The 16,623-nt window shown below is 62.3% G+C and carries 16 protein-coding genes; 12 read left to right on the top strand and 4 right to left on the bottom strand.

The genetic code is table 11. The features are described 5' to 3' along the window. The first annotated feature begins 191 nt into the window (after window positions 1-191). From AACY42_RS16250 to AACY42_RS16240, 3 genes are all read left to right on the top strand, one after another. A complete protein-coding gene (locus AACY42_RS16250) occupies window positions 192-632 on the top strand; it encodes a c-type cytochrome (RefSeq protein WP_339480860.1) in 441 nt (146 codons plus the stop codon). Window positions 633-635: 3 nt separating this feature from the next. Beyond that, complete coding sequence (locus AACY42_RS16245) at window positions 636-2,063, top strand: cbb3-type cytochrome c oxidase subunit I (protein ID WP_339480858.1); 1,428 nt, start codon at window positions 636-638, stop codon at window positions 2,061-2,063. Between the two features lie 153 nt (window positions 2,064-2,216). Continuing rightward, window positions 2,217-4,055 carry a nitric oxide reductase activation protein NorD gene (locus AACY42_RS16240; protein ID WP_339480855.1) on the top strand — a complete coding sequence of 613 codons (1,839 nt, stop codon included), beginning with the start codon at window positions 2,217-2,219 and terminating at the stop codon, window positions 4,053-4,055. 4 nt (window positions 4,056-4,059) lie between these two features. Here the strand turns inward: AACY42_RS16240 and AACY42_RS16235 are convergent, their stop codons facing one another. Both AACY42_RS16235 and AACY42_RS16230 read right to left on the bottom strand, forming a co-directional pair. After that, window positions 4,060-4,260 (bottom strand): protein DnrP, encoded by a 201-nt coding sequence (locus AACY42_RS16235; RefSeq protein ID WP_339480854.1) that lies wholly within the window; start codon window positions 4,258-4,260, stop codon window positions 4,060-4,062. Beyond that, window positions 4,257-4,940 (bottom strand): Crp/Fnr family transcriptional regulator, encoded by a 684-nt coding sequence (locus AACY42_RS16230; protein WP_339480852.1) that lies wholly within the window; start codon window positions 4,938-4,940, stop codon window positions 4,257-4,259. Before AACY42_RS16230 ends, AACY42_RS16235 begins: the two co-directional genes overlap by 4 nt. A 554-nt stretch (window positions 4,941-5,494) precedes the next feature. Between AACY42_RS16230 and AACY42_RS16225 the strand changes: the two genes are divergently transcribed. Continuing rightward, entirely contained in the window at window positions 5,495-6,685 is a 1,191-nt protein-coding gene (locus AACY42_RS16225) for an NnrS family protein (protein ID WP_339480850.1), read from the top strand. Between the two features lie 25 nt (window positions 6,686-6,710). Further along, window positions 6,711-7,148 (top strand): hypothetical protein, encoded by a 438-nt coding sequence (locus tag AACY42_RS16220; RefSeq protein WP_339480848.1) that lies wholly within the window; start codon window positions 6,711-6,713, stop codon window positions 7,146-7,148. Window positions 7,149-7,224: 76 nt separating this feature from the next. On the opposite strand, the gene ytfE is transcribed toward AACY42_RS16220, so the two are convergent. After that, window positions 7,225-7,899: an iron-sulfur cluster repair protein YtfE gene (gene ytfE / locus AACY42_RS16215; RefSeq protein ID WP_339480845.1), complete on the bottom strand. Its 675-nt coding sequence runs from the start codon at window positions 7,897-7,899 to the stop codon at window positions 7,225-7,227. Window positions 7,900-8,065: 166 nt separating this feature from the next. Here ytfE and norR point away from each other — a divergent pair, with 166 nt between their 5' ends. The 7 genes from norR (at window position 8,066) to ubiT (ending at window position 14,778) form a co-directional block, all read left to right on the top strand. Then, on the top strand, window positions 8,066-9,598 hold the full coding sequence (gene norR, locus AACY42_RS16210) for a nitric oxide reductase transcriptional regulator NorR (protein WP_339480842.1): 1,533 nt from the start codon (window positions 8,066-8,068) through the stop codon (window positions 9,596-9,598). Window positions 9,599-9,813: 215 nt separating this feature from the next. Beyond that, window positions 9,814-10,461 carry a pyridoxamine 5'-phosphate oxidase gene (pdxH, locus tag AACY42_RS16205; protein ID WP_339480840.1) on the top strand — a complete coding sequence of 216 codons (648 nt, stop codon included), beginning with the start codon at window positions 9,814-9,816 and terminating at the stop codon, window positions 10,459-10,461. 88 nt (window positions 10,462-10,549) lie between these two features. After that, on the top strand, window positions 10,550-11,104 hold the full coding sequence (moaB, locus tag AACY42_RS16200; RefSeq protein WP_122566488.1) for a molybdenum cofactor biosynthesis protein B: 555 nt from the start codon (window positions 10,550-10,552) through the stop codon (window positions 11,102-11,104). Next, window positions 11,101-12,336 carry a molybdopterin molybdotransferase MoeA gene (locus tag AACY42_RS16195; protein ID WP_339480989.1) on the top strand — a complete coding sequence of 412 codons (1,236 nt, stop codon included), beginning with the start codon at window positions 11,101-11,103 and terminating at the stop codon, window positions 12,334-12,336. Before moaB ends, AACY42_RS16195 begins: the two co-directional genes overlap by 4 nt. A gap of 80 nt (window positions 12,337-12,416) precedes the next feature. Beyond that, a complete protein-coding gene (gene ubiU / locus AACY42_RS16190; protein ID WP_339480835.1) occupies window positions 12,417-13,412 on the top strand; it encodes a ubiquinone anaerobic biosynthesis protein UbiU in 996 nt (331 codons plus the stop codon). A gap of 11 nt (window positions 13,413-13,423) precedes the next feature. Further along, complete coding sequence (locus AACY42_RS16185; RefSeq protein ID WP_339480834.1) at window positions 13,424-14,314, top strand: U32 family peptidase; 891 nt, start codon at window positions 13,424-13,426, stop codon at window positions 14,312-14,314. Next, complete coding sequence (gene ubiT / locus AACY42_RS16180) at window positions 14,308-14,778, top strand: ubiquinone anaerobic biosynthesis accessory factor UbiT (protein ID WP_339480833.1); 471 nt, start codon at window positions 14,308-14,310, stop codon at window positions 14,776-14,778. Before AACY42_RS16185 ends, ubiT begins: the two co-directional genes overlap by 7 nt. 219 nt (window positions 14,779-14,997) lie before the next feature. Here the strand turns inward: ubiT and AACY42_RS16175 are convergent, their stop codons facing one another. Next, a complete protein-coding gene (locus AACY42_RS16175; RefSeq protein ID WP_339480831.1) occupies window positions 14,998-16,302 on the bottom strand; it encodes an MFS transporter in 1,305 nt (434 codons plus the stop codon). Window positions 16,303-16,623 lie beyond the last annotated feature (321 nt).

Genomic DNA, 16,623 nt, shown 5'->3' with positions numbered 1-16,623 from the left:
GCTCTGCGTCATCTTCCTGAAGCGGAACGCGGAGCGTCCCTGGCGGCGTTCCCACGCAGGAGCGTGGGAACGATCGAAACTCATCTGCCCGGAACAACCCACCAAAACCATCGGAGATTCTTGATCGCCATCAAGCGGTTTCCGACCCCTCGCTTCCTAGAATGAACACGCCAAGCAATGAGGAAGCGACCATGTCAGATACCTTCACCAAAGGCATGGCCAGGAATATTTATTTCGGGGGAAGCATCTTCTTTTTCCTGATATTCCTGGCCTTGACCTACCACACGGAACAGACCTTTCCAGAACGCAGCAACCAGGCGCAATTGACGGAATCGGTGATACGCGGCAAGGGCGTCTGGGAGCGCAACAACTGCATCGGCTGCCATACCCTGCTGGGCGAGGGCGCGTACTTTGCGCCGGAGCTGGGCAATGTGGTCAACCGGCGCGGCGGCGAGGAAGCCTTCACACCGTTCCTGCAGGCCTGGATGAAAATGCAGCCGCTGAACGTTCCGGGTCGTCGGGCCATGCCGCAGTTCAACCTGAGCGAGCAGGAGGTCGACGACATCGCCGAATTCCTCAAGTGGAGCTCGAAGATCAATACCAATGGCTGGCCGCCAAACAAGGAGGGCTGAGAGATGAGCATGGCTAATCCGCATCTGAAATTCGCCTCGCAGGCCGTCGCCAAACCCTACTTCGTGTTTGCCCTGATGCTGTTCCTGGGGCAGGTGTTGTTCGGTTTGATCATGGGTTTGCAATACGTGGTCGGCGACTTCCTGTTCCCGCTGATCCCTTTCAACGTGGCCCGCATGGTCCACACCAACCTGCTGATCGTCTGGCTGCTGTTCGGCTTCATGGGCGCGGCGTATTACCTGATACCGGAGGAGGCCGACCGCGAACTGCACAGCCCGAAACTGGCGATCGTGCTGTTCTGGGTGTTCGCCGCTGCGGGTGTGGCGACGATCCTGGGTTACCTCGCGGTGCCTTATGCGACGCTGGCGAAGTTCACCGGCAACGACTTGCTACCGACCATGGGCCGCGAGTTCCTCGAGCAGCCGACCATCACCAAGATGGGGATCGTGGTGGTGTGCCTGGGGTTCCTCTACAACATCGGCATGACCCTGCTCAAAGGTCGCAAGACCACGGTCAGCATGGTGATGATGACCGGGCTGATCGGCCTGGCGGTGTTCTTCCTGTTCTCCTTCTACAACCCGGAAAACCTCGCTCGCGACAAGTACTACTGGTGGTGGGTGGTGCATCTTTGGGTGGAAGGCGTCTGGGAACTGATCATGGGTTCGATGCTCGCTTTCGTCCTGATCAAGATCACCGGTGTGGACCGCGAAGTGGTTGAAAAATGGCTCTACGTGATTATCGCCATGGCGCTGATCACCGGGATCATCGGCACCGGCCACCACTTCTTCTGGATCGGTGCGCCTGAGGTCTGGCTGTGGGTAGGCTCGATCTTCTCGGCGCTGGAACCGCTGCCGTTCCTGGCGATGGTGGTCTTCGCCTTCAGCATGGTGAAAAACCGTCGTCGGCAACACCCGAACCGCGCCGCCACGTTGTGGGCCAAGGGCACCACGGTCACCGCGTTCTTCGGCGCGGGCGTCTGGGGTTTCCTGCACACCCTGGCACCGGTCAACTACTACACCCACGGTTCGCAATTGACCGCGGCCCACGGCCACCTGGCTTTCTACGGTGCCTACGCGATGATCGTGATGACGCTGATCAGCTACGCCATGCCACGCTTGCGCGGCTTAGGTGAAGCGTCGGACGAACGTTCGCAGCGCCTGGAGATCTGGGGCTTCTGGTTGATGACCTTGTCGATGGTGATGATCACCTTGTTCCTCACCGCAGCCGGTGTTGTCCAGGTCTGGTTGCAACGCTGGATGACGGATGGCAGTGCCTTGCCGTTCATGGCCACGGTGGATCATTTGGAGCCGCTGTTCTGGGCACGACTGGTCAGCGGCGTCGGGTTCCTGGCCGGGTTGCTCTGCTACCTGTTCAGCTTCCGTCAACGTGGCCGTGCGGCCCTGCGTGCACCGGCGGCGGTGGTGCCTTCGTAGGCGCTGCCGAAGGCTGCGATCTTTTTCCGTAATGCTTGAGACTCAAGTGCCATGGGAAAGATCGCAGCCTCGCTTCGCTCGACGGCTCCTACGGGTGCAGCCCAGCGGAGCGGTGTGAGGTTTAGTGGATCGGGGTTGAAGAGGAAGATAACCATGGCATTCACGCTAGAGCTGGAAGAATGGGTCGGCAGTGTCTGGCACCGTTTTATCACCCGCCGGGCCAGTGCCGATTTTCCTGAGGCTCGGGTCGAGTTGGTTCCCCGGCAACGCTCGTTGCAGGTGCTGTTTCGCGCCACCGGGGGAGCGCCTCACCTGGGGGTGGAAGCGGTCAGCGATCGCGATCTGCTGTTGCGCCGCAACCTGTTGCAGCAGATCGCCGGCACCTGCAAGCAAGTGCCTCTGGCCTGTTGCGATGGCGATAACCTGCGGTTGCCGGCGAGCCTGGCGGCGTTTCCCGATGTCGGGCTCAACGAAGAGTTGTATCGTTGGCTCGCGTTGCTGGCCGCGCAGTCGGGGCCGATGAAACACTGGGGGCGGGATAATCAGCGCTGGACCCTGGCGGTGTTGAAACGCTACCCGGCGCTGCGCCCTCGCTACCGGCGACTGGTGGACGCGCACCTGTCCCTGCGCCCCGATCCGGCCACGCTCAACCCGGCCGAAGCCGCCTTGGAACGGGCGTTGTGCCAAGCCTTGCGCGAACCGGGCAGTGTTGAGCATTTTCCACGCAGCGAGCGGGCGGCCTGGCCGTTGCCGCTGTGGCTATACCCACCTCAACATTTGGCCAATCCCCAGGCCGCCAACCTTGAGGAGTCCGAGCAATACCTGGCGACACCTCCCGGTGAACAGCAGGGCGGACGCAAGCGCGCCGAGCGAATCGACGATGCCACCCGTGACGGTGGGTTGTTGATCGTGCGCCTGGAAAACCTCTTCAGTTGGACCGAGCACGTGGACCTGGATCGCTGGGCGGATGACAGCGAAGACCCGGACGCCGCTCGCGTCGCCGAGGACCTGGACCAATTGACCCTGTCGCGCACCCGCTTGCGCAAGGGCGGTGGCTTGAAACTGCACTTGGACCTGCCGCCGGCCGATGTGGATGACATCCCGTTGGGCGCAGGCATCCTGTTGCCGGAGTGGGACTACCGCAAGCAACGCTTGCAAGACGACTTCGTCAGCCTGCAAACCTTCATCCCTCGCGATTGCCAGCCCCAGCCGTTGCCCGCACGCCTGCGAAGCTCGGCCCAGCGCTTGCGTCGCCAGTTCGAACACTTGCGTAACGATCGTCAATGGTTGCGCCAGCAAACCCAAGGCTCGGAACTGGACCTGCAAGCCTGGCTGGACTTTCATGTCGAGCGCCAGCACGGGCAGTGCAGCGAACGCGGGCTGTTCATGGACCAGCGCCAGACTCGTCGCGACCTGGCTTGCCTGCTGCTGGCCGACCTGTCGATGTCCACCGATGCCCACCTCAATGACGAGCACCGGGTGATCGATGTGATTCGCGACAGCCTGTTGCTGTTCGGCGAAACCCTGTCGGTGCTGGGGGACGATTTTGCCTTGTACGGGTTCTCTTCCTTACGCCGCCAGCAGGTGCGCATGCATGAACTCAAGGCGTTCAACCAGCGTTATGACGACCACACTCGGGGACGGATCCAGGGACTCAAGCCCGGTTACTACACGCGCATGGGCGCGGCGATTCGCCAAGCTACACAGCGATTGGCGGGCTGCAAGCGCCGGCGCAAGTTGTTGCTGCTGCTCAGTGACGGCAAGCCCAATGACCTGGACCTCTACGAGGGGCGCTACGGTGTGGAAGACACTCGCCAGGCGGTACTGGAAGCCCGGCGCCAAGGGCTGACGCCGTTCTGCATCACCATCGATCGCGAAGCGGGGGACTACCTGCCGTACATGTTCGGGGCCAACGGCTACACCTTGATTCGCCAGCCCGAGCAACTGCCGCTGCGTTTACCGCAGTTGTACCGGCAATTGACTCAGGACTGAGGGTTCAGGTGATGCTGCGAGGCAACCAGAAGAACATGACGATGCAGAAGATCGTCAAGCCGACACAAAACCAGGTGAAGCGCCGCAGCCGGCGCTCGCCGGCCATCGCCGCTTCGGCGGGCAGGGGCATGCCGCACTGGCGACACTCGGTCTCATTGGCAGGGTTGGCCTGTTGGCAATACAGGCAAGTGGGCTGCGCACTCATTCGAATTGCTCCAGGCGCAGGCGATCGAGAATGGCGATCTGGCGACCGTCCTGGGTGATGATTTTTTCATCGATTAGGCGGCGGATGATCCGCGAGAAAGTTTCCGGCTGGATCGACAAGTGCCCGGCGATCAACTGCTTGGCCATCGGCAGTTCGAACTGACTGTCCACGGTTTGCAGGCGCACCAGTTGCGTCAACAGGTAGCGCACCACCCGGTGAGTGGCGTTCTTCAGCGACAGGGTTTCAATCTCGTTGACCCGTTGGTGCAGGCGCACGCAGAGCTTGCCGAGCAGGGCGAAGGTCAGCCGGCTGTTGCTTTGCAGCAGACGCATGTAGGTGGCGTTGGACAGCCGATACACCTGGGTCGGGGCGACGGCTTCGGCGGACGCGACGTAGTTGGGTGTGTCCATCAGCATCATGGCTTCGGCGAAGGTCTGGCGCTCGCCGATCACCTCGAAGACTTTTTCCTGGCCATCCGGGGTCAGCCGGTAGATTTTCACGGCACCGGAAATCACGTAGTAAAACGCCTGCGCCGGCTCTCCCTGGCGGAACAACGGATCACCCCTGTCGATGTTCAGCAGTTGGCTGTTGCTCATCAATTCGTCGAGCTGTTCTTCGTTCAACGGCTCGAACAGGTGATGGCTGCGCAGAATCTGGTGATGGACGCGGTGGAGCACCATGGCATGGAATCCTTGTAATGGCGAAAGAGGTGTTCGGGGTCAGACCAGGCTCAGGGACAGGCCGCTGGCCAGCGCCACGACGCAGGAGAGCAAGACGAACCAGGTAAGCGGCAGAACGACGGATTTCATGGAAGACCCCGACAAGAAAGGTGATGCCGTGCCTGAGCAAGAGACGGGCCATGCCGGCGGGCGTTGAATTGCGGCGCGCTGGCGCTGATATGGGTATAAATGACCCTGGTCTGGTAGGGTTAAAACAACCATGAAAGGGTAATAAATACCCCATTCAGCTACAGTCGTTATGCGCGGGAGGCGTTGTGGAAGCAAAGCTTGCTCGCGATGAACGAGAACGCGGGCCTGCTGTAGACCGCGGTGTCTTCATCGCGAGCAAGCTTTGCCCTCACAACGGCAAGCCCCTTGCAAGTGCCTGTTCGAGGCGGGAGGTTACCGATGAGCTGGCTTGATCTGAGACAAGGCCGGCCGGCGTCGATAGCCGATCATTCGAACCCTGATTTGTCGTACCTCGCTGGCGGTTCAGTGAGGCAAAGGAGTGGTGTATGCAAGTGCTTGACCGTCGCAAGGCCATGGCTATTTTGCCGTTGTGGCGCCTAGCGTTTCGGCCGTTCTTTTTGGCCGGGTGTGTATTGGCGCTGTTGGCTGTTCCCCTTTGGCTCGCGGCGTTCACCGGACGCTTGTCGGCCTGGCAGCCGGCCGGCGGCTGGTTGGCCTGGCACCGGCATGAACTGTTGTTCGGTTTTGGCCTGGCGATCATCGCCGGGTTCCTGCTGACGGCGGTGCAAACCTGGACCGGAGCTCCGGGCCTCAGCGGCAAGCGCTTGGCAACACTGGCACTGTTGTGGCTGGGCGCGCGGCTGGCCTGGCTGATGGATGCGCCCTGGCCGTTACTGACGCTGCTGGAGCTGGGTTTTGCCCTGGCGGTCGCGGCGTTGATGGGCGTGATGTTGTGGCGCGTGCGGCAGAAGCGCAATTACCCGATTGTGCTGGTATTGCTGCTGTTGGCCGCCGCCGATGCGTTATCCGTATACGGTCTGGTGCAGCACAACGAAGGCCTGCAGCGCCAGAGCGTGCTCACCGGCCTGTGGCTGGTGGCGGCGATGATGGGGTTGATCGGCGGTCGCGTGATTCCATTTTTTACCCAGCGCGGTCTCGGTCGGGTCGAGGGCGTTGCGCCTTGGCCGTGGCTTGATCGTCTGTTGCTGGCCGGGTCGGCGCTGGTGGCGTTGTTGTATGCCTTCGGTCCGGCGCTGACGGCCAGCGTCTGGGTCGGCCTGTTGTTCGCCGCGTTGGCGGTGGGCCACGGGATTCGACTGGTGCGCTGGCATGATCGGGATGTGTGGCGGGTGCCGCTGCTGTGGTCGTTGCACCTGGCCTACGCCTGGTTGGCGGTGGCCTGCCTGGGCATGGCGCTGTGGCACTTCGGCGTGCCGGTGAACCCGAGCCTGGCGGTGCACAGCCTGACCATCGGCGCCATGGCCGGGTTGATCCTGGCGATGATTGCCCGTGTCAGCCTGGGCCATACCGGGCGCGCCCTCGAGCCGCCAGCGGGCATGACCCTGGCGTTCATCCTGTTGAACCTAGCGTGCCTGAGCCGCGTGCTGTTGGTGCTGCTGTTGCCGTTGGCTGGGCTGTGGCTGGCGGCGCTGTGCTGGACGCTGGCGTTCGGTTTATACGCCTGGCGCTATGGGCCGATGCTGCTCAAGGCGCGGGTGGATGGGCATCCGGGATGAGCCGATTGGGCGGAGGGCGTCGATAATGTACGGAGTCTTGCTGGTTACGCATCTGTTGGCGGCCATTGCTTTCATTGGCACGCTGTTTTTCGAGGTCTTCATCTGGCACAGCGCCCGCCGGCCCTTGACCCAAGGCGTCAAGGACGCTGCCGACCAGGCCATCGCCCAGCGCTCGCGGCACGTGCTGCACAGCGTCGTGCTGGTGCTGTACGGCGCCGGCCTGGCCCTGGCCTGGCAGCATCGTGGGGCATTGAGCCAGCCGTTGAGCAACAGCTTTGGCCTGCTGCTGAGCCTGAAGATCCTGCTGGCGCTGAGCATCATCGGTCACTATTTGTGGCTGGCGTACTGGCTCAAGAGCGGTCGCCTGACGCCTTGCCGCGCTTGTGGGTTGCGCCGCAGTATCCTGGGGCACATGGTGCTGATCGTGGTGTTGGCCAAGGCGATGTTCTATTGGCAGTTTTGAGCCGCAGAGAACAACGCTGAACCCCTGTGGGAGCGAGCAAGCCCACTCCCACAGGGGTAATGGGCAATGTTTGAGATTAGTGGGCAGGTTTCATCGCATTGACGAACAACACATTGTTTTCCAGGTGGATGTGCTGCATCAGATCATCACGAAACTCCACCAGCCCCCGATACAGGGCGCGCCAGGTGTTGCAGGCGTCGGCGGGTGGGGTGATCTGGTCGGTCAGGGCGAGCATGGTTTCCAGGGCTTCACCGTGCTGGTCGTGTTCGTAGCGCAGCACCTGGATCGGCGCCGAGGCCCGTTCGCCAAGGCCTTGTTGCAGCATCGGGAACAGCACCTGTTCTTCCTTGAGCATGTGGCCTTCGAGTTCCTGGTACATGTCCTGCAGGTGATCGGCCAGTCCGTTGGGGCAACTGGGTCGCGCACCATGGACCTGCTCGACGCGCCGGGCCAGGCGGATCAGTTCCGGCAGCTGTTCGCGATGGCGCGCGTGGTAGCGCTCCAGGATGTGGGCAAGCAAGGTCGCCTGGGGTTCGTCGCGCCAGTCATGGCCCAGTTCCCCGGCGGCTTGCAGGGTGCGCAGGGCGTCGGCGATCAGCAGCGGGTTAAGGCCTTTGCCCAGCGCCGCTTCACGCAAGGACTTTTGCCCGCCGCAGCAGAAGTCGAGGTTGTAATGATGGAAGGTACGGGTCGCACCGGGAATGTCGCAGGCCAGTTGGCCGAGGCTTTGTTCCAGCAGATCGAGGCTCATTGGGTTTCCTTAGGGTTGAATGCCGGGAGGGACAGATAAGCGCTCTCTTTTTTTGCAGCCGGCGTGCCATATTCAACTGATTGAAAACAAAGCATTAAATTTTTGCCAGGGTGATTGTCACCCTGATTGTGAAGGGTCAAACGAACCCTGGAGGGTCATCACTACCATGCTGCGTGAAAGCCTGGCCGCCGACCTGATCGTCGAGCTGCCCAATGCGGTGCGATTGCAGCGCCTGGTGCAGACCCTGCGCGAATACTTCAACAGTGGCGCCGTGGGGCTGCTGCGCCTGGACGATGACAGTCTCAGGCCCGTGGCCACCGTGGGCCTGGTCCACGAAGCACTGGGACGGCGCTTCGTGATTGCCCAGCACCCGCGTCTGGCGGCGATCATGGCCTCGCGCGAACCCACCTGGTTCGAGCCGGACAGCCGTCTGCCGGACCCTTACGACGGTTTGCTCGACAACCACGTCGGTGAACCGCTGCCGGTGCATGACTGCATGGGCGTGAGCCTGTACGTGGAAGGACGGCTCTGGGGTGCGATCACCCTGGATGCGTTGCACGCCGGCACCTTCGACAGCCGCGCCCGCGAGGAACTCAAGCGCTGTACGTTGCAGATCGAGGCCGCCGTGCGGGTCACCCGGCTCGAGCAGGAAAACCGTAGCCTGCGAGCATCGCGCAGCGACCAGACCGACCTGCGGCTACCCGCCGAAGAGGGCGAGATCCTCGGGCGCAGCGAGGGGTTGCAGCAGTTGCTCAACGAACTGGATGTGCTGGCGGACTCCGAACTGCCGGTGCTGTTGCTGGGCGAAACCGGAGTCGGCAAGGAGTTGTTCGCCCGGCGGCTGCATCGGCTGTCCCGACGAGGCCACAAGCCGTTGGTTCAGGTCAACTGCGCGGCGTTGCCGGAGTCCCTGGCCGAAAGCGAGTTGTTCGGCCACGTCAAAGGCGCATTCTCCGGGGCGACCACCGACCGTGCCGGGCGCTTCGACGCGGCCAATGGTGGCACGCTGTTCCTCGATGAGGTCGGTGAATTGCCGTTGAGCGTGCAGGCCAAGTTGCTGCGCACCCTGCAGAACGGCGAGATCCAGCGCCTGGGGGCGGACAAGCCGCTGCACGTTGATGTGCGGATCATCGCCGCCACCAACCGGCACCTGCCCGACAGCATTCGCGACGGGTTGTTTCGCGCCGACCTGTATCACCGGCTTTCGGTCTACCCGGTGCCGATCCCGCCGCTGCGCGAGCGTGGTCATGATGTATTGATGCTGGCCGGGCACTTTCTCGAACTGAACCGCACGCGGCTGGGCTTGCGTGGGTTGCGCCTGTCCCCGGCGGCTGAACAGGCGCTGCTGGCGTACAGCTGGCCGGGCAATGTGCGGGAACTGGAACACGTGATCAGCCGCGCGGCGTTGAAGCAACTGAGTCGTGGCGCCAGTCGCAGCCTGATCATGACCCTGGAACCGCAGGTGCTCGACCTCGACGTCAACGCCAGCACAGCCTCGACGCAAGCGCTGCCCGAACAGGCCCTGCAAGCGTTGGATGCGCGTGTGCAGCCCTTGAGCGAGGCTGTCGATGGTTGCCAGCGCCAGGCGATCCTCAAGGCCCTGGAACGCTGCGGGCAGAACTGGGCGGGGGCCGCGCGGCTGTTGGAGGTTGACCCGAGCAATCTGCATAAGCTGGCGCGGCGGTTGGGGCTTAAGTGAATCTTTGGCCACCTGTTCCTGAGTCATGCGCTGACTGTTGGAGCTGCCGAAGGCTGCGATCTTTTGATCTGTCGCTTGAGATTCAAGTGTCTGGGGAAAGATCGCAGCCTCGCTGCGCTCGGCAGCTCCTACAGGGGGGCACATTTGATGGGGGTCAAGGTGGACCCGCAGGGCCAGGCGCAGACTGGGGCAAACCCACAGTGGAGATCTCTCTCATGCCCCTTTCCCTGGCCAAAATGCGCCGCCAGTACACCCTCGATGGCCTGGATGAAGCCCTGGCACCCGACGCCCCCATGGCGCTGTTCGCGCTCTGGATGCAACAGGCCCGCGACACCGAAAGCCCACCGGTGGAAGCCAACAGCATGGCCCTGGCGACGGTGGACGAGCAGGGCCGGCCTCACTGTCGGGTGTTGTTGCTCAAGGGCTTCGACGCCCAGGGGTTTTCTTTTTTTGGCAACTACGACAGCGCAAAGGGCCAGAACCTGGCGGCCAACCCCTGGGCGGCCATGACGTTTTTCTGGCCGGGGCTGGAGCGGCAAGTACGCATCGAAGGGCCGGTCCACAAACTCGATCCGGCGTTGTCGGATGCCTATTTTGAATCCCGTTCCGTCGCCAGTCGCCTGGGCGCCTGGGCGTCGCCACAAAGCCGGCCACTGGAGGACAGGGCCGCGCTGGAGACCTTGCTGGCGCAAACCGAAAAACGCTTTGCCGATCAACCCGTGCGGCGCCCCGGCCATTGGGGCGGTTATTGCCTGCGGCCCGAACGGATGGAGTTCTGGCAGGGCCGCGCCGACCGTTTGCACGATCGCCTCGACTACCGCCTGCAGGATGGCGCCTGGCAGCGTTGCCGCCTGGCACCTTGAGTGCCAAGGGAGGTACCTCCAACGAGGAATAGGCCCGGCAACGATTGCGGTTCAGGCTGGGCCATCTTTTCTGACAGGACGGCTGATCATGGCCCATCTGACGCAACGCCTCTTTCAACCGCTGAACATCGCGGTCCTTACCATCAGCGATACCCGCACCTTCGACACCGACACCTCGGGCCAAACCCTGGCGGACCTGTTGCAAACGGCCGGACACGTGCTCATCGACCGTGGGTTGGTGAAAGACGATATCTACCAGATCCGCGCCCAGGTCTCCCAATGGATCGCCGACCCCAAGGTGCAGGTGGTGTTGATGACCGGCGGCACCGGGTTCACCCCGCGCGACAACACTCCTCAGGCGGTGGCGCCACTGCTGGACAAGCAGGTGGACGGTTTCGGCGAGTTGTTCCGCCAGGTGTCGCTGGCGCAGATCGGCATGTCCACCCTGCAATCGCGCGCCTTGGCGGGCATGAGCAACGGGGTGCTGGTGTGCTGCTTGCCGGGTTCGCCGGGGGCGTGCCGGACCGGATGGGAGCAGATCCTGGCCGGGCAATTGGACAGCCGCACCGGCCCGTGCAATTTCACCCCGCACCTCAAACCCCAGGACGGCATCGCCCCAACGGCTTGCGAGACACGCTCGTGAACGGCCGGGTGTGCGACAGCGGCGTGTTGATGCCGGTGGATGAGGCGATCCGTCATCTGCTCGACCAGGCACCGCCGCCACCGCCCGTGCAACGGGTTGGCCTGGACCAGGCCCTGGCGCGTGTGCTGGCCACTGACATTGTGTGCCCGATGAACCTGCCGGCCTGGGACAACAGCGCGATGGATGGCTATGCCCTGCGGGCCGCTGACCTGCCGGGTGACGGCGGCGACCTGTTGTTGGGCGGGCGGATCGCCGCGGGTGACGAACCGGGCGAGCCGTTGCAGGCCGGGCAAGTCGTGCGGATTTTTACTGGCGCGCCGCTGCCACCGGGTGCCGACACGGTAGTGCCGCAGGAAAGCTGTCGCGTCGATGGCGAGCGGGTCTGGTTGCCGCCGGTCAACGGCGGTGACCATGTTCGCAAGGAAGGTGAGGAACTGCGTCGAGGAGACCGGCTGCTTGAAGCCGGCACGCGCTTGCGCGCCCAGGAGTTGGGTCTGCTCGCCGGTGCCGGCGTCGGCCAGGTGGACGTCTATCGCCCCTTACAAGTGGGCTTGCTCAGCAGCGGCGATGAGCTGCGCGAGCCGGGTGAGCCACTGGCGCCAGGACAGATCTACAACAGCAATCGCCATAGCCTCGCCGCACTGTTGCGCGGTTGGGGTGTCGAGGTGCATGACTTCGGGGTCATGCCCGACCAGCTATTGGCCAGTCGACAAGCGTTGCGCCTGGCCGCCGCCGAATGCGATGTGCTGATCACCTCGGGCGGTGTCTCGGTGGGTGAAGAAGACCATCTCAAGCAAGCCATCGAAGCCTTGGGCAGCATCGACCTCTGGCGCCTGGCCATCCAGCCGGGCAAGCCTCTGGCCTTTGGCGATGTGGAAGGCAAACCTTGGATCGGGCTGCCGGGCAATCCGTCGGCGGCGTTGATTACCGCGCTGATCGTCGTGCGGCCGTTCCTGTTTCGGGCCCAGGGCATGGGCGACGTGTTACCCGTGCCGTTGCAGGTGCCCGCCGGGTTCGACTGGCTCAAGCGCAACCGGCGCCGACAGTACCTGCGGGCCAGGTTGGTTCCGGATGCCAACGGCCACCTGTGCGTGGAACTGCACCCTCAGCAAAGTTCGGCGATGCTGACGGCCGCCTGCTGGGCCGATGGGCTGGCGGTGGTGGAGTGTGAGGCGCAACTGCACAAGCACGACAAGGTGCTGTATCTGCCATTCGCCGAACTGATGCATTGACGGCAATTGATTGCCGTCAAGGTCGCCGGCCGAGGGCTGGCTAGACTGGCGGCGCCTGAGTTTTCTCATGAGGATGCCCCATGCAACTGGTTTGCCCGGCAGGGAATCTGCCTGCCCTCAAAGCGGCGGTGCGCCAAGGCGCCGATGCCGTCTATGTCGGCTTTCGCGATGACACCAATGCCCGGCACTTCGCCGGGCTGAACATGGACGATAAGCAGTTCGACGCGGCTGTCGCACACATCCGCCAGCACCAACGCAAGCTGTACGTGGCGGTCAATACTTACCCGCAGCCCAAGGGCTGGGAGCGCTGGCAACGGGCCGTGGATCGCGCCGCCGATTTCGGCGTGGATGCCCTGATTGCCGCCGACCCTGGTGTGCTCAGCTACGCCAGCCAGCGCCATCCGAAGCTGGCGCTGCACCTGTCGGTACAAGGTTCGGCCACCCACGCCGCGGCCCTGGCGTTTTACGCCCAGCGTTATGACATCCGCCGCGCCGTGCTGCCACGGGTACTGTCCCTGGCCCAAGTGCGGCAGGTGGCGGCGGGCAGTCCGGTGCCGATCGAAGTCTTCGGTTTCGGCAGCCTGTGCATCATGGCTGAAGGCCGTTGCCACTTGTCTTCCTACATCACCGGCGAATCACCGAACCTGTGCGGCGTCTGCTCGCCCGCCAAGGCGGTGCGCTGGAGCGAGGATGCCCAAGGCCTCAGCGCACGCCTGAGCGAGGTGCTGATCGACCGCTATACCCCCGAAGAACCGGCCGGTTATCCGACCTTGTGCAAAGGCCGCTTCCTGGTCGGCGGCAAGCGCTTCCATGCGCTGGAAGAACCCACCAGCCTCGACACCCTCGACCTGCTGCCTGAGCTGGCGGCCATTGGCGTCGAAGCGGTGAAGATCGAAGGTCGTCAACGCAGCCCGGCCTACGTTGAGCAAGTGACCCGGGTCTGGCGCGCCGCACTGGATGCCCACCAGGTCGCGCCGCAACGGTTCCGGGTGCAGGAAGAATGGCGCCAGGCGCTGGCTGGCTTGTCCGAAGGCAGCCAGACCACCCTGGGTGCCTACCATCGATCATGGCAATGAGGGGAGGCCAGATGAAACTCAGCCTGGGACCGGTCCTGTTTTATTGGGACAAAGCGCAACTGGGGAATTTCTATGCCGAGATGTCGGCATTGCCGCTGGACGTGATTTACCTGGGGGAAACCGTGTGTTCGAAACGCCGGGCGTTCTCCCTGGATCAGTGGCTGGGGTTGGCGCGCGAGCTGCAAACGTGCAGCCAGGCACAGATTGTGTTGTCGAGCCTGACGCTGATCGAAGCGGCCTCGGAGCTGTCCTCGCTGCGACGCCTGTGTGACAACGGCCAGTTGTTGGTGGAAGCCAATGACATGGGCGCGGTGCAGTTCATGGCCGAACGCAAACTGCCTTTCGTCGGCGGCCCGGCGCTGAACTTGTACAACGGCCACGCCCTGGGGCAATTGCTCGACAGTGGCATGATCCGTTGGGTGCCGCCCGTGGAGTGCTCGGCGGCGCTGATCGGCGATGTGCTGGAGCAGGTGCGGGACATGGACCGCGAGGTGCCGGAGGTGGAGATCTTCGCCTACGGTCATCTGCCCTTGGCGTACTCGGCACGATGCTTTACCGCCCGAGCCGAAAACCGCCCCAAGGACGACTGTCAGTTCTGCTGCATCAACTACCCCGACGGCTTGGCGTTGAGCAGTCAAGAGGGCCAACAGTTGTTCACCCTCAACGGCATCCAGACGATGTCCGGTGAGGTGACCAACCTGCTGGCCGACTACAACGCGCTGGTGGCCTGTGGCGCTGATGTGCTGCGCCTGAGTCCGCGTGCCCAGGGCATGGCCGAGGTGGTCACGGCCTTCGACAAAGTGCGTCAGGGCGGGGCACCGCCGTTGTTCGTGGACGGTTGCAATGGCTACTGGCACGGCCATGCCGGCATGTTGAAGGTAGAGGAGGCGGGCCTGTGTTGAGTCCGAAGAAGTGGGTGCTCAAAGGTGCCGACCGCTTGCTGCCGCTGGTAGGCAAGGTGCCGTTTGTGGTGCAGCGCCTGGCGTTGCAGCAGGCGCTCAATCGCTGCCTGGCCGAGCCGCTGCGCGACGGCGGGTTCGAGGTGCTGCGTGGGCGCTGGTTGTGCCTGCGCGTGCCCGACCTGAAGTTGTGCTGGTACCTGACCTTGGCGCGGGAGGGATTACGCATTGCCGAACAGGCCGAGGCCCAGGTCACCATCAGCGGCAACTGGCGCGAGTTTCTGTTGTTGGCCAGTCGGCAGGAGGATCCTGACACGTTGTTCTTCCGTCGCCGGTTGGTGATCGAGGGGGATACCGAGTTGGGGCTGGCGTTGAAGAATTTGATCGACAGTCTTGATCCGGAAGTGTTGCCGCCGTGGCTCTGGCGCAACCTGGAGCGGGCGGGCAAGGGGTTGGCGGCGGGGTGAGAGGTTGAGTTGCTGTGATCGACGCAGATCCAGTGTATGGCTTGCCTGCGATATAGGTGGCCTCACAGCCGGCCTGGCTCCTGCGGATGTAACCCATCCATGTGGGAGCCGAGCTTGCTCGCGATGGCGGCCTGACAGCCGACCTGTCTCTTGCGGATGTATACAGATCTCCTGCGGAGCTGCGGCTTTGATCTTTTGATCTTGGTACGGCCAGGCACGTCAGTGCGCAAACGCTTTAGGGTATTTGTCCAGATAGGCATCATTGAGCTGCGTATCCTGGGAACGCATGAAAGATTTGAAGTCGGGTACCAGAAAAACCAGCAGAGACAACAGCAGCACCATGACGCCCAGCAGCGTGATTGTCAGTGCGACCCCCAGATAGGCGATCAGGGTGTTCATCGCGAAACTGCCCAAGGGGCTGGCCGCCGCAGACAGAAATGAAACCGTTGCAAAAATCCGGTTGCGATGGAGCTTTGGCGTTGCCAGCAACCTCACAGCGGAAGTGGGGATGTTAATCAACATCAGGCCGACGCCGCCGCAGAAAAAGGCCGCGGGCACGATGAACGACGATGAAACGGTTCCGACCACCACCAGGTTGCACCCCAGTAATGCAAAACCTGCGGACACACACATGTCACGGGGGACCCGGTCGGATAACCAGCCGATGATCTTGTAACTGCCCGCCAGAATGCCCAGCCCGAAGCACGAATCCAGAAGACCGATGTAAGTGACCGGGTACTGGATGACGTCCTTTACATACAATGGGATCAGGATGGTGAAGAACGGAAACAGGGCAAAGTTGATCAGCATTGCAATGATGGCCAGGTAAAATTCGACTTTCACTCCGTAAACTACTTTGAAGCCGGAATAGATCATGCTAAAGCCGCTGGCACCCGGGGCTTTTTCGCCTTGGTCAGTGGCGCCGATGGGGCTCGGGATGGTCGCGATCAACGCCCCGGCGATGAGAATTGCAAAAAAATCGGCGGCAAAGGCGAACGTGATACCGAATCCGTAAATCAACCCGCTGGCCAGTACCGGTCCCAGCAGAATGGAAAAGGACGACATCACGCTTTTGGTCCGAAAGGCCAGGGAGACTTTATCGTCGTCTGCAAACAAAGGAATGATCGAAGCCTGGAGAGGGTCGCGTACGCCGACGATCGCACTGCTGATCATCATCAGCGCGCCCACCGTCCAGGGGGTGAACGACCCCGTGGCGGACAGTACCACCATCAACAGCGCTGTCAGCAGGCTGATCCATGAGGCCAGCTTGATGATCAGGATTTTGTTGTACTTGTCCCCCAGCCATCCCAGCAGGGGTTTGGCTAACACCTCCGTCGCGATGGAACAGGCAATCATGTTGGCGAAATAGAGCGCAGAGCCTGTTTCCTGCAACGCCCACCAAGCCACCGCCAGTTGATTGCACCGCCCGCCCAAAACCATCAACAAAAAGCTGAATTGCACTTTCAGAAGACGCCGGTCGATGCCGGGAAAGCCCCACGTAATGCCTGAAAAATCTGCACTCATTGACGTACCTTTAATCCACCGGAATTCCAATACGGTCCAACCAAGTTGTGTCGGCCACTCGGGTAATCCCCAGGCGTGGGCTATATCGTTGACGATGATTTTTTGCAGGTGGTGGAGATCGCGCCAACTGAATATTACTTTCAAGATGTTGCGGCTTTACATCATCGCGAAGAGGTGGCGAGTTTTCTGAAATGTTAGTCGTGTTGGTTGTGGGAATGAGCTTGCTGATTCTTAGGAAAGGTATATTGCTGTCGTAGGACGGGTCTTGGAAATTTCTGTAAGTAATTTCTGTAAGCTTTAAGTTCTTGGCGCGTTATCTCA

This window comes from Pseudomonas sp. RL_5y_Pfl2_73 (assembly GCF_963970515.1).
GTDB lineage: Bacteria > Pseudomonadota > Gammaproteobacteria > Pseudomonadales > Pseudomonadaceae > Aquipseudomonas.
The sequence above is the reverse complement of the archived record's forward strand: the minus strand, read 5'-3'. Positions and strand labels throughout refer to the sequence as shown.